Raw genomic sequence first — 19,333 nt, 5'->3', positions numbered from 1 at the left:
ACCGGCGGCCGGGCCGGCGGGTGGGCCGGCGGGTGGGCCGGCCGCCGGACCGGCTATCCCGGTGGCAGGCAGACGATGTCGAGGCGGCGCGGGCCGTGCACGCCCTCCACCCGGCTCAGCTCGATGTCGCTGGTGGCGGAGGGCCCCGAGATCATCGTGAGCGGGCGGGTCGGGTCGGGCAGGGCGCGGACCAGGTCGGGCACGTCGGCCACGATCTGCGCGGCCCGGACCACGCAGACGTGGTGGTCGGGGACCAGGGTGAGCAGGCGGCGGCCCTGCGCCGGGCCCCCGTCGAGGACCAGGGTGCCGGTCTCGGCGACGGCGAGCGCGCAGCCGGTGAGCACGGCCAGGCCGGGCGCGTCCAGCTCGGTGGCGGTGAGGGTGTCACCGGGGAGGGTGGGCGGGCCCAGCCGGGCGGTCCACTGCGGCGGGGTCCCGGCCGGCAGCACCACGGCGGTGGCCCCGGCGAGCAGGGTGGCGAGCAGTTCGGGCAGTTCCGCCGGGGTGCAGGGGTGCACGCCGGCGCGGTAGTCACCGGCGCGGGCGGCGAACAGCGCGCCCAGCTCAGGAGTCATGGGTCCGCCGCCACCAGTCGCGGAAGGACTCCCCGGCCGGCAGCGGGGCGTCGCGGTGCGCGGTCCAGGCCGACAGCGGCCACGGCGCCCGGCGCAGCCGCCCGCCGTGCCGCCGGGTGAGCACCCGCAGCGGCCGGCCGCCGGAGCGGGCCGTGCGCAGCGCCGCCCGCCACCGCCGGCGGTCGCGCATCGTCCAGGCGAGCCACGCCATCGCCGCGCGTTCGGCGGCCGGCTTCGGCCCTGTCTGGCGCAGGTGCACCAGGATCGCCGGGATGTCGATCTTGACGGGGCAGACGTCGTAGCAGGCCCCGCAGAGCGTCGAGGCGTACGGCAGGGTCGCGTTGTGGCCGGCGTCCTGCCCGGTGAGCTGGGGCGAGAGGATCGCGCCGATCGGCCCGGGATAGACCGAGCCGTACGCGTGGCCGCCGACCCGCTCGTACACCGGGCACACGTTCAGGCAGGCCGAGCAGCGGATGCAGCGCAACGCCGCCCGCCCCACCGGGTCCGCCGCAATCCGGCGGCGGCCGTTGTCGAGCAGCACGACGTGCAGCCGGCGCGGCCCGTCGCCGGGCGTCACCCCGGTGAAAATCGAGGTGTACGGGTTCATCCGCTCACCTGTCGACGAACGCGGCAGCAGCCGCAGGAAGTCGCCGAGGTCGGTGAGCCGGGGCAGCAGCTTCTCGACCCCGACCACGGCGATGAGGGTGTCCGGCAGGGTCAGGCACATCCGGCCGTTGCCCTCGGACTCGACGACCACCAGGGAGCCGGTCTCCGCGATCGCGAAGTTTGCCCCGCAGATGGCGACCCGGGCCGACAGGAACGTCCGCCGCAGGTACTCCCGGGCGGCGCCGGCCAGCACCGCCGGGTCGTCCGAGTCGGCGGTGAAGCCGGGCATCCGGCGGGCGAACAGCTCGCGGATCTGCCCCCGGTGGTAGTGGATCGCCGGCACCAGGATGTGCGACGGGGTGTCGTCGGCGAGTTGCACGATCAGCTCGGCCAGGTCGGTCTCCACCGCCGTGACACCCGCCGCGGCGAGCGCCTCGTTGAGGCCGATCTCCTGGGTCGCCATCGACTTGACCTTCACCACCCGGTCGACGCCCTGCGCCCGGACCAGCCCGGTGACCAGTGCGTTGGCGGCGGCGGCGTCCGCGGCGTGGTGCACGCTCGCCCCGGCGGCGGTGGCCGCCCGCGTGAACCGGTCCACCAACTCGGGCAGCCGGTCGATGACGTCGTCCTTGACCCGGGCCGCCCGCTCGCGCAGCCGTTCCCAGTCGGGCACCTCGGCCACCACGGCGGCCCGCTTCTCCCTGATGGTGCGGGTGGCCCGGCCCAGGGTGGCCCGGAGCTGGGCGTCGCGCAGCGCGCCGGCCGCCGCCCGGGGGAACGGGGTGGCCGCCACGATCGGCAGCTGCCGGCCCGGCGGGGGCGTCATCCGGTCGCCCCCGCACCGGTGGCGGCGAGGATCTCGGCGTAGTGGACGGGTCGCGGGGCGTCGGGGCGGCGGGCCAGGCCACCGCCGATGTGGGCCAGGCACGAGCTGTCGGCGGCGGCCAGGTAGTCGGCGCCGGTGGCGACCGCGTGGGCGCACTTGTCGGCGAGCATCGCCCCGGAGACGGCGGCGTTCTTCAGCGCGAAGGTGCCACCGAAGCCGCAGCACTGCTCCGGCTCGGGCAGCGGCAGCAGTTCCAGGTCGCGCACGGCGGCGAGCAGCCGCAGCGGCCGGTCGCCCAGCCGCAGCATCCGCAGCCCGTGGCAGGTCGGGTGGTAGGTGACCCGGTACGGGAAGCGGGCCCCCACGTCGGTCACCGCGAGCACGTCCACCAGCAGCTCGGACAGCTCGTACACCGGCAGCCGGGTGTGCGCCCGCAGGTGGGCCACGCAGGAGCCGGACGGCGAGACGACGACGTCGTGGCCGGCGAACGCCGCCTCGGTGTGCCGTTCCAGGTCGCGGGCCGGGGCGCGGTGGCCGGTGTTGGCGTGCAGCTGGCCGCAGCAGCTCTGCCCGGCGGGGAAGGTGACGGTGTGGCCGAGCCGCTCCAGCAGGGTCACGGTGGCGATGCCGACCCGGGGGAAGAACGCGTCGTTGAGGCAGGTGACGAACAACGCGATGCGCACCGTGCCCCCTCGCCGTGCCCCTCGCAGGGCCGGGACGTGATTGACGGATTCTATATGATCTATGCAGTCGGCGCGGGGTGCGGCATCCTGCGCACCGGCGGGGCGGGCCGGCGGCCCGTCGGTCGTCGCGGCGCGCCGGCCCGGTGGGCGTCGGGCGCGGGTGGGCGTCCCCCGGCCTCCACCGCCCGTCGACGAGGTGTCGAGATGACGGATTTCGAGGGCCTGGTGGCCGCCGTGACCGGGGGTGGCTCGGGCATCGGCGCGGCGGTCGCCGACCTGCTGGCCGTACGCGGGGCACGGGTCGCCGTGCTCGACCGCGATCCCGGGTCCGGCGGGGCGCACCTGCGGCTCACCGCCGACGTCACCGCCCCGCTGGAGCAGACCATGGACCGGGTCGCGGCGACCCTGGGCGGTCTCGACGTGCTGGTGAACTGCGCGGCGGTCAGCGCGGTGGGTGCGGTGGAGGCCGCCGACGACGCCGAGTGGCACCGGTGCCTGGACGTCAACGTCGTCGGGGTGGCCCGCGCCTGCCGGGCGGCCCTGCCGCATCTGCGCCGTTCGACCAGCGCCGCCATCGTCAGCATCACCTCGATCGCCGCGACGGCGGGCCTGGTCGACCGGGCCGTCTACTCGGCCACCAAGGGCGCGGTGCACGCGCTCAGCCTGGCGATGGCCGCCGACCTGGTGGGCGACGGCATCCGGGTGTGCACGGTGGCGCCGGGCACGGTGGACACCCCGTGGGTGGCCCGGCTGCTCGCCGGGGCGCAGGACCCGGCCACCGAGAAGCGCCGGCTGGCCGCCCGGCAGCCCACCGGCCGGCTGGTCACCGCCGACGAGGTGGCCCAGGCGGTCGCCTTCCTGGCCTCCCCGGTCTCCGGGGCGACCACCGGCACCGCGCTGGCCGTCGACGGCGGCATGTCCGGCCTGCGGCTGGTCCGCTGACCCGGAGCTGCGGTCCCGGACTCCCCCGGCCGGTGCCGACCCGGCGGCGGCTCCCCCGCCGCCGGTCAGGCCGCCGCCATGGTGACCCGCTGCCGGCCCAGACCGTCCACCTCGACCTCCACCACGTCACCGGGGCGCAGGTAGGGGAACCGGCCGGACAGGGCCACCCCCTCCGGCGTACCGGTGTTGATCACGTCGCCCGGGTCGAGGACCGTGTACTGCGACAGGTGCCAGATCAGGTACGCCACGTCGAAGATCATGTCTGCGGTGCGGGAGTCCTGGCGGGGCTCGCCGTTGACCCAGGAACGCAACCCGAGGTCCTGCACGTCGGGGATCTCGTCCGGGGTGACCAGCCACGGGCCGAGCGGCTGGAACGTCTCGCAGGACTTCCCCTTGGACCACTGGCCACCGGAGTCGCGCAGCTGGAAGTCGCGTTCGGACACGTCGTTGGCGACCAGGTAGCCGGCGACGTGGGCGAGGCTCTGCGCGGGCGACTCCAGGTAGCGGGCCCGCCGGCCGATGACCACGGCCAGCTCCACCTCCCAGTCGGTGGCGGTGGCGCCCCGGGGCACCAGCACGTCGTCGTACGGGCCGACCACGGTGTTGGGCGCCTTGTAGAAGACGATCGGGGTCCCGGGCGGGACGACACCGGACTCGGCGGCGTGCGCGGCGTAGTTCTGCCCGACGCACAGCACCACGCCGGGGCGGGCCACCGGCGGGCCGACCCGCATCCCGGTGACGTCCAGCTCCGGCAGGTCGCGGGCCGCCCGGACCCGGTCGGGGCCGCCGGAGGCGAGGAACGCGCCGTCGATGTCGGGGGTAAGCGCGGACAGGTCGTAGTGCCGCCCGTCGGCGTACAGCACCGGCTGTTCCGCGCCGGCCGGGCCCACCCGCATCAGCTTCATCCGCTGCCTCTCCGCGATCGGGCGTCCCGTCGACGCCATCCAGGAGCGTAGATCAGCGCACCGGTCCGCCCGGTACCGCACGACGGCCCCGCCGCGTCGCCCGACCGCGATGGGCGGACCGCATCGGGACGGGCGACCGCCCGGCGGTCCCCGGTGGACACCGGGCGGGCGGGTAGCGGCGGCCGGCGGCTCGTCGACCTGTTCCCGGCCAGGGAGGTCGAGCAGCCGCCGGCCGCCGGGGGTCAGCTCGAGGTGATGGCGGGCTCGCCGGCACCGCTCTCCGGGCCGACGGCGACCGGCGCGGTCTGCCGGTCGGCCAGGTGCCGGCGCAGCGACCAGGTCACCGCCGCCGCCCAGAGCAGCACGACGACCAGGTAGCAGGCGTACCGGACGGCGTCCGGGGCGCCGATCCACTCGCTGCGCAGCAGGGTGCGGATGTTGGTCAGCACGATGACCCCGCCGACGGCGGAGCCGAGCACCCGGGGCGGGACCATCCGCACCAGCCAGGCGGCGATCGGCGCGGCGATCATGCCGCCGAGCAGCAGCGCGCCCACCCAGCCGAAGTTGATGTTCTGCGAACCGATGCCGACCAGGAAACCCAGGCTGGCGGCGACCGCCACCAGGAACTCGCTGGTGTCGATCGAGCCGATCACCCGACGGGGTTCCAGCCGGCCGCTGGCCAGGATCGCCGGGGTGCCGACCGGCCCCCAGCCGCCGCCCCCGGTCGCGTCGACGAAGCCGGCGACGAGCCCCAGCGGGCCGAGGAAGCGCTTGCGCAGGGGCAGGCCGACCCGGTCCCGGGGCAGGCCGGCGACGGTGAACCGGATCAGCACGTAGAGGCCGAGGGTCAGCAGGATCAGCGACATGATCGGGGCCGCGGTCGCGGTCGACAGGCTGGACAGGAAGGTCGCCCCGGCGAACGCCCCGATGGCACCCGGCACGCCGACCCGACGGACCACCGTCCAGTCGACGTTGCCGAACCTCCAGTGGGCGGCGCCGGAGACGAGGGTGGTGCCGATCTCGGCCAGGTGAACGGTCGCCGACGCGCTCGCCGCCCCTGTGTTGAGAGCCAGCAACAATGTGGTGGATGTCACGCCGTACGCCATCCCGAGACTGCCGTCGACCAGTTGCGCACCGAGGCCGACAAGGGCAAGAAGAAGCAGGCTACGCACAATTACCGCCGATCAGGAAGGGAATTGGGAAGGCCTGCGCGGCCGGGGCGGACCACCGTTGCGGTGACGGCCGTCCCGGCTGGTCGCGGCCTGTGCAGAGGTCGGTGCTGCCGGAGGAATCGCCCCCGCAGAGCGCCTGTCACGAGCGGGTACGACCACCCGGCGGACAGTGCGTGAAACGTTCGTTAAGGGAGTACGTCAACCGTCGTCATGGGGTGGCGTTTGGCCAGCCCAGAGCCGTTATCGGTGACGCCTGCAGGGCTTCGTCGCCCGGTCGGCGGTCACCGCCGAGGTCAGCGGCGATGGGTGGGACGGATGCGCGGTCGGCAATCAATCCGCGCCCCACCAGGGAGTCTAAAGATCGAATACCAATCCCACCTCGCCTCGTGAATGCCACAGCTAATCGATGGGTAATGACGGCATGAATACCGATACGGATCTTTGATGTATACGGCAATCGATGGCAAGACCTGTTCCACATAGTGGGATACGGGAAGCTCCGATCTCCACTACCAGGGACTTCGCGGGTCACCAGAAAACAGTTTGGAAATAAAACTGCAAATGACTGGACAAGCATCGATGGCACGATCTGGTGGCAGCCGGGTCGCATCGACGAACATCGTGCCTGGTTAACCCGACGGCATATCCGGTAGCCTTGGTAGGAAATCTTCATCCCACGCCCGATGATCGTCGAATTTAACCGGGCTGTAACTAGGCGACGTTAGATTGTGACGCAGTGCGACATTTACTGCGGCAAATCAGCACGCGTCCGCCGGCCTGCTGCCGGCAAATCCCCTAGTCAGCACGCGATCCGTCGCGACCAAAGTGGGAGCCCGATGAGTAGCGCACCGTACACACGTGACCTGATCCTGGTCGTCAACCCCGTCGGCGTCCTGGAACCCGGCCCACGGATCACGGCCGCCACCGCGGCCGGTGGTGGACGCGGCATCATCGACCTGGCCACCGGCGACGACTGGTCGCTGCGGGCGCTCGCCCGCGCCGCCAGCTGGTCGTCCGCCCCGGTCGGCATCCGGGTCCCGGCCGGCTGCCAGGCCAGCCCCGCCGAGGTGGACCGCGCCGCCGCCGGCCGGGTGGACCTGATCGTGGTCGAGCCGACGAGCCCGTGGCCGCTGGCCGAGATCACCGGACACCACCGGGTGCTGGTGGAGGTGACCAGCCGGGCGGAGGCCCACGCCGCGGCGGCCGCCGGCGCGCACGGGCTGATCGCCCGCGGCATGGAGGGCGGCGGCCGGGTCGGCGAGCTCAGCTCCTTCGTCCTGCTCCAGCAGCTCGTCGCCGACGACACCCTCGACCTGCCGGTCTGGGTGGCCGGCGGGATCGGCCCGCGCACCGCCGGAGCCTGCCTGGTCGGTGGCGCGGCAGGCGTGGTGCTGGACACCCAGCTCGCCCTGATGCCCGAGTCGGAACTGCCGGCCGACGTGCAGGCCGTCATCCGGCGGATGGACGGCTCGGAGACCGTGCTGCGCGACGGCGTACGCGGCATCCGCCGGGGCGGCCCGCACCAGGGCGACACCGAACTGCTCCCGGTCGGCCAGGACGGCTGGCTGGCGGCGGCCTTCGCCGACCGCTGGCCCGACACCGCCGCCGCCGTACGCGGCATGCGCGCGGCGATGCTCGACGCCGTCGACGGCCCCGACGCCGCCGACCTGCTCCAGCCGCACGCCCCCCTGGCCGAGGCCCTCGGGGTACGGGTGCCCGTCGCCCAGGGCCCGATGACCCGGGTCAGCGACGAGGCGTCCTTCGCCGCCGCCGTCGCCGACGGCGGCGCGTTGCCGTTCATCGCGCTCGCCCTCAACTCGGCCGACCAGTGCCGCCGGATGCTCACCGAGACGGCCGCCCAGCTCGGCGACCGCCCGTGGGGCGTCGGGGTGCTCGGCTTCGCCCCCGAGGAGCTGCGCGCCGCCCAACTGGAGGTCATCCAGGAGATCCGGCCCGCCTGCGCGATCATCGCCGGGGGCCGCCCGCCGCAGGCCCGCGCCCTGGAGGAGCAGGGGATCAGCACCTTCCTGCACGTGCCCTCCCCCGGCCTGCTGCGCCAGTTCCTGCGCTCCGGCGCACGCAAGTTCATCTTCGAGGGCGCCGAATGCGGCGGGCACGTCGGACCCCGGGCGAGCTTCCCGCTGTGGGAGGCCCAACTGGCGGTGCTCGACGACTACCTCGACACCGATCCCGCCGCCGGCGCCCAGTTGCAGATCTTCTTCGCCGGTGGGGTGCACGACGCCCGCTCGGCGGCGATGGTGGCCACAATGGCCGCGCCACTGGCCCGCCGGGGCGCCCGGATCGGCGTGCTGATGGGCACCGCCTACCTGTTCACCGCCGAGGCCGTGACCCACGGCGCGGTCCAGCCGTTGTTCCAGCGTGAGGCGCTCACCGCCGAGCACACGGCGCTGCTGGAGACCGCTCCCGGGCACGCCACCCGCTGCCTGCACACCCCGTTCGTCGACGACTTCCACCAGCTGCGCACCCAACTGGAGGGTGCCGGGGCGGAGAACCGCGAGGTGTGGGAGCAACTGGAGCTGCTCAACGTCGGCCGGCTGCGGATCGCCAGCAAGGGCCTGCGCCGCTCCGGCGACGTCGTCGAGTCCGTCGACGAGAGCGTCCAGGCCAGCGAAGGGCTGTTCATGGCCGGCCAGGTGGCCGTGCTGCGCGACCGCGCCACCACCGTCGCCGAGCTGCACGACGACGTCACCACCGCGGTACGCGGCTTCCACGCCGACCGGCTCGACGCGCTGCGGGCCCGGCTCGCGCCGCCGGCCGTCGAGATCGAGGAGCCGCCCGCGCCGCTGGACATCGCCATCGTCGGGATGGCCTGCATGCTGCCCGGCTCCCCCGACCTGGACAGCTTCTGGCGCACCGTGCTCAGCGGCGTCGACACCGTCACCGAGGTCCCGCCGCAGCGGTGGGACACCGAGCACTACTACGCCCCCGAGGTCGGGCCGGGGCAGACCGGCCGGATCAGCGTCTCCAAGTGGGGCGGGTTCATCGACCCGGTCCCGTTCGACGCCATCGGCTACGGCATCCCCCCGGCCGCGTTGAGCAGCATCGACCCGACCCAACTGCTCGCCCTGGAGGTCTCCCACCGGGCCCTGGTCGACGCCGGCTACCCGTACGACGCACCCGGCGCGGACCACGCCCGCACCGGGGTGGTCTTCGGCGCGGAGGCCGGCAGCGACATGGGACACGCGCAGACCCTGCGCACCATGCTGCCGGCGTACCTCGGCGAGGTGCCCGAGCAGATGCAGGAGCTGCTGCCCACGGTCACCGAGGACAGCTTCCCCGGCGTGCTGGCCAACGTGATCGCCGGCCGGGTCGCCAACCGGCTCGACCTGGGCGGGCCGAACTACACCATCGACGCGGCCTGCGCCTCGTCGCTGGCCGCGATGGACGCCGCCTGCAAGGAACTGGTCGCCGGCGACAGCGACCTGATGATCTGCGGCGGGGCCGACCTGCACAACGGGGTCAACGACTACCTGATGTTCACCTCGGCGCACGCGCTGTCCCCCACCGGCCGGTCCCGCCCCTTCGACAGCACCGGTGACGGGATCGCCCTCGGCGAGGGCGTCGCGTGCGTCGTACTCAAGCGGCTGGCCGACGCCGAACGCGACGGTGACCGGATCTACGGCGTGATCAAGGGGCTCGGCGGGGCCAGCGACGGACGGGCCCTCGGCCTGACCGCACCGCGCCCCGACGGGCAGCGGCGGGCCCTGGACCGGGCCTACCACCGCACCGGCATCTCCCCCCGGGAGGTCGGGCTGGTGGAGGCGCACGGCACCGGCACGGTGGTCGGCGACCGCACTGAACTGGAGACGCTGACCCGGATGTTCGTCGAGGCCGGCGCCGAACCGGGCAGCTGCGCGCTCGGCTCGGTGAAGTCCCAGATCGGGCACACCAAGTGCGCCGCCGGGCTGGCCGGCCTGATCAAGGCGACGCTCGCCCTCTACCACGGCATCCGCCCACCCACCATCCACCTGGAACGGCCCAACCCGGCCTGGCACCCGCAGCAGAGCCCGTTCGCGTTCTTCACCGAGGCCCGCCCGTGGCCCGTGCCGGCCGCCGAGCGGATCGCCGGGGTCAGCGCGTTCGGCTTCGGCGGCACCAACTTCCACGTCGTGCTCAGCGCCTACGCCAACGCGCCGGAGCCCCGGCACGCACAGCGGATCTGGCCGGCCGAGCTGTTCTGCTTCCGGGGCACCGACCGGGCCGCCGCCCACCAGGGCGTCCGGCAGCTGCTGGAGAGCCTGGCCGCGGACGGGACCGGCAACCGGTCGGGACGGCTGGCCGAGCTGGCCGCGTCGGTCGCCGCCAAGTCCGCCAACCGGCCCGGGACGACCCAGGTCGCGGTGGTCGCCCGCGACCTCGCCGAACTGGAGACCCTGCTGCACCGGGCGCTGGCCGGCGAGCACGACCCGGCCCGGGGCCTGGTCCAGCCGAGCGGGGTCGACCCGGTCGGGCCCGGCCAGGTGGCGTTCCTCTTCCCCGGCCAGGGCAGCCAACGCCCCGGCGCCCTCGGGGAACTCTTCGTCACCTTCCCCGAGCTGCGGCACTACCTCGAACTCGACAAGGCGGCCGCGGAGCTGCTCTTCCCGCCGGCCGCGTTCGACCCGGACTCCCGCCGCGCCCAGGAGGACGCGGTCCGCGACACCCGTACCGCCCAGCCGGTGCTCGGCATCGGCGGCCTCGCCGTGGACCACCTGCTGCGCCGCCTCGGCGTCCGACCCGACATGACCGCCGGCCACAGCTACGGCGAACTCGTCGGGCTCTGCGTCGCCGGGGCGTTCGACGCGGCCACCCTGCTCGACCTGAGCCGGCAGCGGGCGGCGGCCATCCTCGACGCCTGCGGCGAGGACCCGGGCACCATGGCGGCGGTCGCCGCCAGCGCCGAGCAGGTCGCCCAGGTGCTCGCCGGGGCCGGCCTGACCAGCGAGGTGGTGCTGGCCAACCGGAACGCCCCGCAGCAGGTGGTGGTCTCCGGCCCGACGGCGAAGGTGCAGTCGGCGGTGATCGCGCTCAAGGAGGCCGGCCTGTCGGCCCGCGCCATCCCGGTCGCCTGCGCCTTCCACAGCCCGGTGGTGGCCGGCGCGGTGGAGACCTTCGCCGAGGTGCTCGCCGCCCGGTCGATCACCGAGCCGCGGATCCCGGTCTGGTCGAACCTGACCGCCGCCCCGTACTCCGGCGACGCCGGCCAGGTCCGCCACCACCTCGCCGAGCAGATCGGCGCGCCGGTGCGCTTCGTCGAGCAGATCGAGGCGATGTACGCCGCCGGTGCCCGCCTCTTCGTCGAGGTCGGCCCCGGTCAGGTGCTCAGCCGGCTGGTGCAGGCGGTGCTCGGCGACCGGCCGCACCAGACGGTCGCCTGCGAACGCGGCCCGGCCGACGGCCTGCGCGGGTTCCTGATCTCGGTCGCCGAACTCGCCTGCGCCGGCACCCCGGTCCGCACCGACTGGCTGTTCCACGGCCGGGTCGCGGACGGCGCCGCCACCACCGCACCGAACCGTCGTCCACTCTGGACGGTCGACGGCCAACTCGTCCGGGACCAGCACGGCAACTGCCTTCCCGGTGGCATGACCCCTCCCCGACGGATCAAGGAGTTGTCGATGACCCCTGCCAATGGCACCGCCACCACCCCCGGCGCCGCCACCGGCACCGTCAGCGGCCCCGCACCGTCGACCGTCCGGGACGTCCGGACCGTCGACGAGCCCGCGCCGGCCACCGTCCGGGACATCCGGGGCGAGCTGCTCAGCGAATACCTGCGCACCACGCGGGAGATGATCGCCACCCAGCGGGACGTGATGCTCGCCTTCCTCGGTGACCCCGGTGACGGAGGCAGCCGGCCGGCCGCAGAGCCCACCGGGGCGTACCGGGTCGAGGGGTACGCCGGGCCGGCACCCACGCCGACGCCCGCCCCGGCCCCCCGGTCGCTGCCCGCCGCCCCCGCGCCGGCCCCGACGCCCGCCGTCGCCCCCCGCCCCACCCCGGCCCCCACCGCGGCCGGGCCGAACGGCGGCACGGCGCTGGCCATCGCCCCGGCGCCGACGGTCGCCCGGCCCCGGCCGGTCACCCCGGACGTCGTGCCGGTCTCCCCCGCCGTCGGCGGTCCCGTCGCGGCCCCCGCCCCGGTCGCCGCGCCGGCCGCTGCGGTCGCCGCCCCCGCCGCTCCGGTCGCCGCACCGGCCGGACCGGGCATGGCCGAATTCCAGCAGGCGATCCTGGCGGTGATCAGCGAGCGCACCGGCTACCCCGTCGACCTCATCGAACTCGACCTCGACCTCGAAGCCGACCTCTCCATCGACTCCATCAAACGCGCCGAAGTAGCCGGCGAAGTCGCCCAACGCCTCTCCCTCAGCGTCGAAGGCGACGAAAGCGAACTCGAAGACCTCGTCAAGGCCCGCACCGTCCGCGCCATGGTCACCTGGCTCGACGAGAAGATGAGCGGCACCGTCACGACCACCGCCACGCTGACCGCCGCGCTGCCGTCGGGCGACCAGATCGGCGTCACCGCCGCGGACTTCCAGCAGGCGATCCTGGCGGTGATCAGCGAGCGCACCGGCTACCCCGTCGACCTCATCGAGCCCGACCTCGACCTCGAAGCCGACCTCTCCATCGACTCCATCAAACGCGCCGAAGTAGCCGGCGAAGTCGCCCAACGCCTCTCCCTCAGCGTCGAAGGCGACGAAAGCGAACTCGAAGACCTCGTCAAGGCCCGCACCGTCCGCGCCATGGTCACCTGGCTCGACCAGAAGATGAGCGGCACCGTCCACGTCTCGGCCAGCACGACCGGCCCGCTGGCGCTCGCCCCGGCGGTGGCACCGGCCGCCCCACCGGCCGTGGCCGCACCGGCCGTCGCGCCCGCCGCCCCGGCCGGGGCCAGCCTCGCGGAGTTCCAGCAGGCGATCCTCACCGTGATCAGCGAGCGCACCGGCTACCCCGTCGACCTCATCGAACTCGACCTCGACCTCGAAGCCGACCTCTCCATCGACTCCATCAAACGCGCCGAAGTAGCCGGCGAAGTCGCCCAACGCCTCTCCCTCAGCGTCGAAGGCGACGAAAGCGAACTCGAAGACCTCGTCAAGGCCCGCACCGTCCGCGCCATGGTCACCTGGCTCGACCAGAAGATGAACACCACCGTCACCGCGACGGTGACCGTCACCCCGCCGGCAGCCGTGCCCGCCGCCCCGACGGCGAGTGTCCCCGCGCCGGCCGCCGCACCCGCCGTGTCGCCCGCGCCGACCGAGGTCGGGGTGGGGATCGCGCCGAAGCGGCTGGTCGCCCGCGAGAGCGTCCAGCCCGGACAGCGCGTCGACCCGGGCACCCTCGCCGGCATGCGGTTCCTGATCACCGGCGGCGGGCCGGTCGGGGCGTACCTGGCGGAGCTGCTCGGCGCGCACGGCGCCGGCGGCCAGTTGGGGGTCCTCGACAGCGAGCAGGCCGACCAGGGCTTCGACGGCGTGCTGGTGCTCGACGGGCTGACCAACCTCGACGAGCCGCTGCTGCCCGCCGTGTTCCCGCTGCTGCAGCGGGCCCTGGCCACCGGCCCGCGCTGGCTGCTCGCCGCCGGGGCGCAGGACGTCACCGGCGCGGCCGACGGCATGCCCGGCCTGTTCCGCACGATCGCCCGCGAGTACCCGGGGCTGACCGCCCGGTTCGTGGCGGTGGACCCGGCGGCGACGCCGGAGGTGCTGGCCCGGCAGCTGCTCGACGAACTGCTCACCGCAGCCGACGCCCCGGTGGTCGCCCGGCGTGGCGACGACCGCTACGTCGCCGACCTGGTCCCGGTCGAGCTGGGCGCGCTGGCCGCCGGGGGCGCCGGACCGGCCGGCGACGGGGTGTCCGAGGCCGCCGCGATCGGGTTGGAACGCGACTCGGTGGTGGTGCTGGTCGGTGGGGCGCGGGGCATCACCCCGTGGTTCGCCCGGGCGCTCGCCTCGGCCAGCGGCTGCCGTATCGAGCTGGTCGGCCGTACCCCGCTGCCGTCCGGCCCGGAGGACCCGGAGCTGGCCGCCGCCACCGACCGCGCCGCACTGGTCGGTGTGCTGGCCCGGCGGGGGCTGTCCTCGCCGGCCGAGATCTCCCGCACCGCGCAGGCGGTCCTGGCGGCCCGGGAGGTGAGCGCGACGATCGCGGAACTGACCGAGCTGGGTGGCGAGGTCCGCTACCACAGCCTGGACGTCCGGGACGCGGCGGCGACCCGCGCGCTGCTGGCCGGGATCCACGCCGAGTACGGCCGCCTCGACGGGGTGGTCTACGCCGCCGGCATCATCGAGGACAAGCTGATCGCCGAGAAGGACCCGGCGTCGTTCACCCGGGTCTTCGACACCAAGGTCGACGGGGCCCGGGGGCTGCTGGCCGGCCTCGACGCGCTGCCCGGCGCGCCGCGGTTCCTGGTCTTCTTCGGCAGCATCGCCGCCGCCTACGGCAACCGGGGGCAGGCCGACTACGCGGCGGCCAACGACGCCCTGGACGCCATCGGCACCCGGTACGCGGCCCGGACCGGGGTGCGCACCGTGACCGTCCACTGGGGGCCGTGGGCGCCCGGTGTCGGTCACGGCGGCATGGTCACCGCCGAGCTGAGCCGCGAGTACGCCCGGCGCGGCATCGGCCTGATCGACCCGGAGGAGGGCGCGCTGGCCCTGCTGCGCGAGCTGGCCTGGGCCGACGCGTCGGTCACCTCGGTCGTCTACACCGCCTCCGGGTGGTGAGGGCGTCGATGAGCCGTCCCGCCCCCACCCACCCCAGCCGTCGGAGGAACCGATGAACAACGGCGCCGCTGCGCCCGGCCAGATCGCGATCGTGGGGATGGCCGCCCTGATGCCCTCCGCCGGTGACCTGGAGAGCTACTGGCGCAACCTGGTCGGCGGGGTCGACGCGATCACCGACGTCCCCACCCACCGCTGGGACGAGGAGTTCTACGACCCGGAGCAGTCCCACCGGGCCGACCGGATGTACTGCCGGCGCGGCGGGTTCGTCGACGAGTTCGCCACCTTCGAGCCGCTGCGGTTCGGGGTGATGCCCGCCTCGGTGGGCGACATCGAACCGGACCAGCTGATCACGCTGGAGGTGGCCGCCGCGGCGATCGACGACGCGGGCGGCGGCGACCGGCTCCCGGCCCGCGACCGGATCGGCGTCATCCTCGGCCGGGGCGGCATCCTCAGCCCCGCCCAGGCCCGCTACGCCCAGCGGGTACGGATGTCCAGCCAGGTCGTCAGCATCCTGCGGGAGCTGATCCCCGACGTCGACCCGGCCCGGTTGGAGCTGCTGCGCAAGAAGTTCGACGAGCGGCTCGGGCCGTACCAGCCGGAGGGCACGATCGGCCTGGTGCCCAACCTGGCCGCCTCCCGGGTGGCCAACCGGCTCGACCTGCGCGGCCCGGCGTACACCATCGACGCCGCCTGCGCCTCCTCGCTGATCGCCGTGGACCAGGGCATCACCGAACTGCTCAACGGCCGGTTGGACGCGGTGCTCGCCGGTGGCGTGCACCACGTGCACGACATCAGCTTCTGGTCGGTGTTCAACCAGCTCCGGGCGTTGTCGCGGCGGGGCGAGATCCGACCGTTCGACGCCGCCGCCGACGGGCTGCTGATCGGCGAGGGCACCGGCGTGGTGGTGCTCAAGCGGTACGCCGACGCGGTACGCGACGGCGACCGGGTCTACGCGGTGATCCGGGGCAGCGGGGTGTCCAGCGACGGCAAGTCGGCGAGCATGTTCAACCCGGCGGTCTCCGGTCAGGTGCTGGCGATCCGCCGGGCCTGGGAGGCCGCCGGGCTCGACCCGACCGCCCCGGACGCGTTGGGGCTGCTGGAGGCGCACGGCACCGGCACCCCGACCGGGGACGCCGCCGAGCTGACCACGGTGGCGGAGGTGTTCGGCCCGTACACCGGTGGGCCGCGTCCGGTGATCGGCTCGGTGAAGTCGATGATCGGGCACACCATGCCGGCCGCCGGGGTGGCCGGCCTGATCAAGGCCGCGCTCGCGGTGCACCGGGGGGTGCTGCCGCCCACCCTGCACTGCGAGACGCCGCGCAAGGAGATGGCGGCGACCCGGTTCGCGCCGATCGACACCGCCCGGCCGTGGGATAGCGACGGGCCGCGCCGGGCCGGCGTCAACGCGTTCGGGTTCGGCGGGATCAACGCCCACCTGATCATCGAGCAGGCCCCGGTGTCGGTGGGTGAGCCGGTGGTGGGGCTGACCGCCCCGGCCGCCGGCCGGGCCGTGGTCGACGAGCCGGACCAGGTGCTCTGGCTGGCCGCGTCGGACCCGGCCGGGCTCGCCGACCTGCTGGACCGCGACGACCAGGAGGTACGCCGCATCGGCGTCGAGCTGGCCGCCCGCTCCGGCGGGGAGGCCCCGCCGCAGACCCGGCTGGGGATCGTCAACCCGACGGACAAGCTGCTCGCGGTGGCCCGTAAGACGGTGGCCCGGGGGCAGGCGTGGCGTGGCGGGCGGGACATCTGGTTCAGCCCGCAGCCGCTGCTCGGCCCGGGGGCGGGCAAGCTCGCCTTCGTCTTCCCCGGTCTGGAGGCGGAGTTCGCCCCCCGGACCGCCGACCTGGCCGCCCACTTCGGCCTGCCGGACCGCGAGTGGTCCGCCGCCGACCTGGGCCGGCACGGCGCCGGCCTGATCGAGGTGGGCAAGCTGCTCGACACGGCGCTGGCCCGGATGAACGTACGACCCGACGCGGTCGCCGGGCACAGCATCGGCGAGTGGACCGCCGCCGCGGTCAGCGGCCAGATCAGCACCGCCGCGATGGACGAGTTCCTCGACCTGTTCAACGCCGACTCGGTGGAGGTCTCCGGGTACGTCTTCGCGGCCGTCGGGGCCGGCGCGGACCGGGTCGCCCCGCTGCTCGGCGACTACCCGGGGGTGGTCCTGTCGCACGACAACGCCCCCGCCCAGTCGGTGGTCAACGGCCCGGAGCCGCAGGTCGACCGCCTCGTCGAGGCGCTGCGTACCCGCAACATCCTGTGCCAGAAGCTGCCGTTCCGCTCGGCGTTCCACACCCCCGCCTTCGCCGACGGGCTCACCTCGATCGGCGCCGCGCTGGGCCGCTGGGAGGTGCACCCGACCCGGATGCCGGTGTGGTCGGCGACCCTGCACGCGCCGTTCCCCGCCGACGAGGACGAGGTCAACCGGATCTTCGTCCGGCACATGATGGAGCCGGTCTGGTTCCGGCAGACCGTCGAGGCCATGTACGCCGCCGGGTTCCGGGTGTTCCTCCAGGTCGGTGCGGGGCAGCTCGCCTCGCTGGTCGGGGACAACCTGCGCGGGCGCGAGCACCTGGCGATGCCGGTGAACACCGCGCACCGCAGCGGGCTGAACCAGTTGCGCCGGGTCGCCACCGCCCTGTGGGTGGAGGGGGCGTCGCCGGACCTGGGCGCGCTGTCCCCGCGGGGCGCCGCAGCGCCGGCGGCCACGTCCGGTCGTACCCTGGCCACGGCCGGTGCGGACGGCCCGGCGAAGGCCGCGCGACGCGGGCCCCGGTTGAAGCTCGACCTCGGTGGGCCGCTGGTCCGCCTCGGCGCGGACGCCGCCGGCCTGCTCGGGGTCACCGTGGCCGACGGGTCGGCGGCCACGCCGGCCCCCGCCGCCGCACCGGCCACCGTGCCGAAGCCCACCGCCGCGTCGGCCCCCGCGCCGACGGCGGCCCGTACACCGGTCGCGACGCCACCGGTCGCGACGCCACCGGTGCCGGCCGCGCGGGTGGCCGGGCAGCCCGGGGTGGCGAAGCCGGCCGGAGACCCGGCGGCCGCGCTGGACGCGCTGCACCGGCTCGCCGGCGGCTCCAGCGCGGCGGCCGAACTCGCCGCCCTGCTGAAGGAGAACACCCGGGGCACGGCCACCACCGGCACCGCGACCCCGACCCGGCCCGCCGCGTCCGTCACGCCGGCTGCTCCCGCGCGGGCGGCAGCCCCGACCGCGCCGCTGACGAAGCCGACCGTCACCCCGGCGGCGACACCACCCGCGGCGGCCCGCCCGAGCGGCGCGGCCGGTACGGAGGTCGGCCGGATCACCAGGCGGATCTCCCTGGAGACCATGCCGTACCTGCTGGACCACTGTTTCTTCGTGCAACCCGACGACTGGCCGGACCCGGAGGACCGGTGGCCGGTGGTGCCGGCGACCGCCCTGGTCGCGCACATGATGGAGGCGGTGGAGCAGCTCGTGCCCGGCGTCCCGGTGGTGGCGGTGCACGACGCGAAGTTCAACAGGTGGCTGATCGCCGAACCGGCCACCGACGTGGAGATCGTGGTCCGCACCGCCGGGGAGAACCGGTACGCGGTCGCCTTCGCCGGGTACGCCCGGGCGACGATCGAGGTCGGCACGGCGTACCCGCCGCCGCCGCCGGTGTGGACCCACGACCCGGCCACCGAACGCCCGCCGACCCTCGGCGCCGCCGAGATGTACGCGGAGCGGCTGATGTTCCACGGGCCGCAGTTCCAGGGCGTGACCGAGGTGCACGCGCTGGGCGACATGCACGTGCGGGGCATCGTCACCGCGCCGGTGCCACCGGGGGCGCTGCTGGACAACGCCCTGCAGCTCATCGGCAACTGGCTGATCACCACCCAGCCGTTCCGCACGGTCGCGCTACCGGTGGGGCTCGGCCAGGTGCGGTTCTACGGGCCGCCGCCGCCGGCCGGCCGGGCGTTCGAGTGCGTCGCCCGGGTCCGCGCCATCGACGACGGGAAACTCGTCGCCGACACCCAGCTCAGCTACCAGGGGCGGGTGTGGTCGGAGATCGAGGGCGCGACGGACCGCCGGTTCGACAGCCACCCGCAGGCCCGGGTGGCGGAGCGGTTCCCCGAGCGGCACCCGATGTCGCTGTTGCAGCCCGAGGGCTGGACGATGGCGTTCGACTGCTGGACCGACCTGGTCACCCGGGGCATGGCCGCCCGGGGCATCCTCGGCGGGGCCGCCTACGCCGACTACGAGCGGCAGCCGGCCAAGACCCGCAAGCAGTGGATGCTGGGCCGGATCGCCGCCAAGGACGCGGTCCGGGCCCGGCTGTGGGAGGACGGCCACACCGACATCTACCCGATCGAGCTGACCGTCGGCAACGACCCGGACGGCCGGCCGTGGGTGCGTGGCCGGCCCGGTCGGGGGCTCGGCGACTGCGACGTCTCCCTGGCCCACTGCGCGGAGATCGGGGTGGCGATCGCCCGCCGCCGGGCACCCGACGCGGTGCCCGGGGGACCCGGCGTCGGCATCGACGTCGCGGAGGTCACCGACCACCCGGAGAGCACCCTCACCTTCGCCCTCACCCCGGCCGAGTTGACCCTGCTGGCCTCCCTGGCCGGCGGGAACGTCGAGGCCCGCCGGCTGTGGTTCACCAGGTTCTGGGCCGCCAAGGAGGCGGTCGCCAAGGCCGAGGGCACCGGGCTGGACGGCTCGCCGCGCCGGTTCCGGGTCTACTCGGCCACCGACTCGGGGCTGACCGTCGAGATCGGTGGTCGGGCCTACCGGGTCGGCCACCGCGACGTCGCCAACCCCGAGGACCTGCCGCCGCGCCGGTACGTCGTCGCCTGGACCTGGGGGCCGGAGCCGGCACCCGCCACCCCGCCCGGGGTGTCCCGGCCGTGAGCCGGCACCCGGTACGCAGCACCGCCCAACCCAT

8 protein-coding genes are annotated in these 19,333 nt (G+C 74.7%); 3 read left to right on the top strand and 5 right to left on the bottom strand.

Annotation, left to right across the window (positions count from 1 at the left end):
- Window positions 1-53 precede the first annotated feature (53 nt).
- The 3 genes from ACN260_RS10930 to ACN260_RS10920 are packed head-to-tail and all read right to left on the bottom strand — an operon-like array spanning window position 54 to window position 2,690.
- The gene (locus ACN260_RS10930) at window positions 54-575 is read right to left on the bottom strand and encodes a LutC/YkgG family protein (protein ID WP_422755847.1); all 522 of its coding nucleotides are present in this window, start codon (window positions 573-575) and stop codon (window positions 54-56) included.
- Window positions 565-2,007 carry a lactate utilization protein B gene (locus tag ACN260_RS10925; RefSeq protein WP_422755846.1) on the bottom strand — a complete coding sequence of 481 codons (1,443 nt, stop codon included), beginning with the start codon at window positions 2,005-2,007 and terminating at the stop codon, window positions 565-567. Before ACN260_RS10925 ends, ACN260_RS10930 begins: the two co-directional genes overlap by 11 nt.
- Window positions 2,004-2,690, bottom strand: a complete 687-nt coding sequence (locus ACN260_RS10920; RefSeq protein WP_422755845.1) for a (Fe-S)-binding protein — start codon at window positions 2,688-2,690, stop codon at window positions 2,004-2,006. Before ACN260_RS10920 ends, ACN260_RS10925 begins: the two co-directional genes overlap by 4 nt.
- 204 nt (window positions 2,691-2,894) lie before the next feature.
- On the opposite strand from ACN260_RS10920, the gene ACN260_RS10915 reads away from it, so the two are divergent.
- Complete coding sequence (locus ACN260_RS10915; protein WP_422755844.1) at window positions 2,895-3,632, top strand: SDR family NAD(P)-dependent oxidoreductase; 738 nt, start codon at window positions 2,895-2,897, stop codon at window positions 3,630-3,632.
- Window positions 3,633-3,697: 65 nt separating this feature from the next.
- On the opposite strand, the gene ACN260_RS10910 is transcribed toward ACN260_RS10915, so the two are convergent.
- Together ACN260_RS10910 and ACN260_RS10905 are read right to left on the bottom strand one after the other, a co-directional pair.
- The gene (locus ACN260_RS10910; RefSeq protein WP_422755843.1) at window positions 3,698-4,537 is read right to left on the bottom strand and encodes a fumarylacetoacetate hydrolase family protein; all 840 of its coding nucleotides are present in this window, start codon (window positions 4,535-4,537) and stop codon (window positions 3,698-3,700) included.
- A gap of 242 nt (window positions 4,538-4,779) precedes the next feature.
- Window positions 4,780-5,631 carry a sulfite exporter TauE/SafE family protein gene (locus ACN260_RS10905; RefSeq protein WP_422755842.1) on the bottom strand — a complete coding sequence of 284 codons (852 nt, stop codon included), beginning with the start codon at window positions 5,629-5,631 and terminating at the stop codon, window positions 4,780-4,782.
- Between the two features lie 914 nt (window positions 5,632-6,545).
- On the opposite strand from ACN260_RS10905, the gene ACN260_RS10900 reads away from it, so the two are divergent.
- Both ACN260_RS10900 and ACN260_RS10895 read left to right on the top strand, forming a co-directional pair.
- Window positions 6,546-14,426: an SDR family NAD(P)-dependent oxidoreductase gene (locus ACN260_RS10900; RefSeq protein WP_422755841.1), complete on the top strand. Its 7,881-nt coding sequence runs from the start codon at window positions 6,546-6,548 to the stop codon at window positions 14,424-14,426.
- Window positions 14,427-14,478: 52 nt separating this feature from the next.
- Entirely contained in the window at window positions 14,479-19,299 is a 4,821-nt protein-coding gene (locus ACN260_RS10895) for a beta-ketoacyl synthase N-terminal-like domain-containing protein (RefSeq protein ID WP_422755840.1), read from the top strand.
- Window positions 19,300-19,333 lie beyond the last annotated feature (34 nt).

The organism is Micromonospora sp. WMMD708, assembly GCF_049315245.1.
In the GTDB taxonomy this organism is placed as follows: Bacteria; Actinomycetota; Actinomycetes; order Mycobacteriales; family Micromonosporaceae; genus Micromonospora; species Micromonospora wenchangensis.
The sequence above is the reverse complement of the archived record's forward strand: the minus strand, read 5'-3'. Positions and strand labels throughout refer to the sequence as shown.

Coding starts and splice junctions, on each gene's coding strand:
- ACN260_RS10910 (WP_422755843.1), bottom strand. CDS start 4,537: ATGAAGCTGATGCGGGTGGGCCCGGCCGGCGCGGAACAGCCGGTGCTG.
- ACN260_RS10900 (WP_422755841.1), top strand. CDS start 6,546: ATGAGTAGCGCACCGTACACACGTGACCTGATCCTGGTCGTCAACCCC.
- ACN260_RS10930 (WP_422755847.1), bottom strand. CDS start 575: ATGACTCCTGAGCTGGGCGCGCTGTTCGCCGCCCGCGCCGGTGACTAC.
- ACN260_RS10915 (WP_422755844.1), top strand. CDS start 2,895: ATGACGGATTTCGAGGGCCTGGTGGCCGCCGTGACCGGGGGTGGCTCG.
- ACN260_RS10895 (WP_422755840.1), top strand. CDS start 14,479: ATGAACAACGGCGCCGCTGCGCCCGGCCAGATCGCGATCGTGGGGATG.
- ACN260_RS10925 (WP_422755846.1), bottom strand. CDS start 2,007: ATGACGCCCCCGCCGGGCCGGCAGCTGCCGATCGTGGCGGCCACCCCG.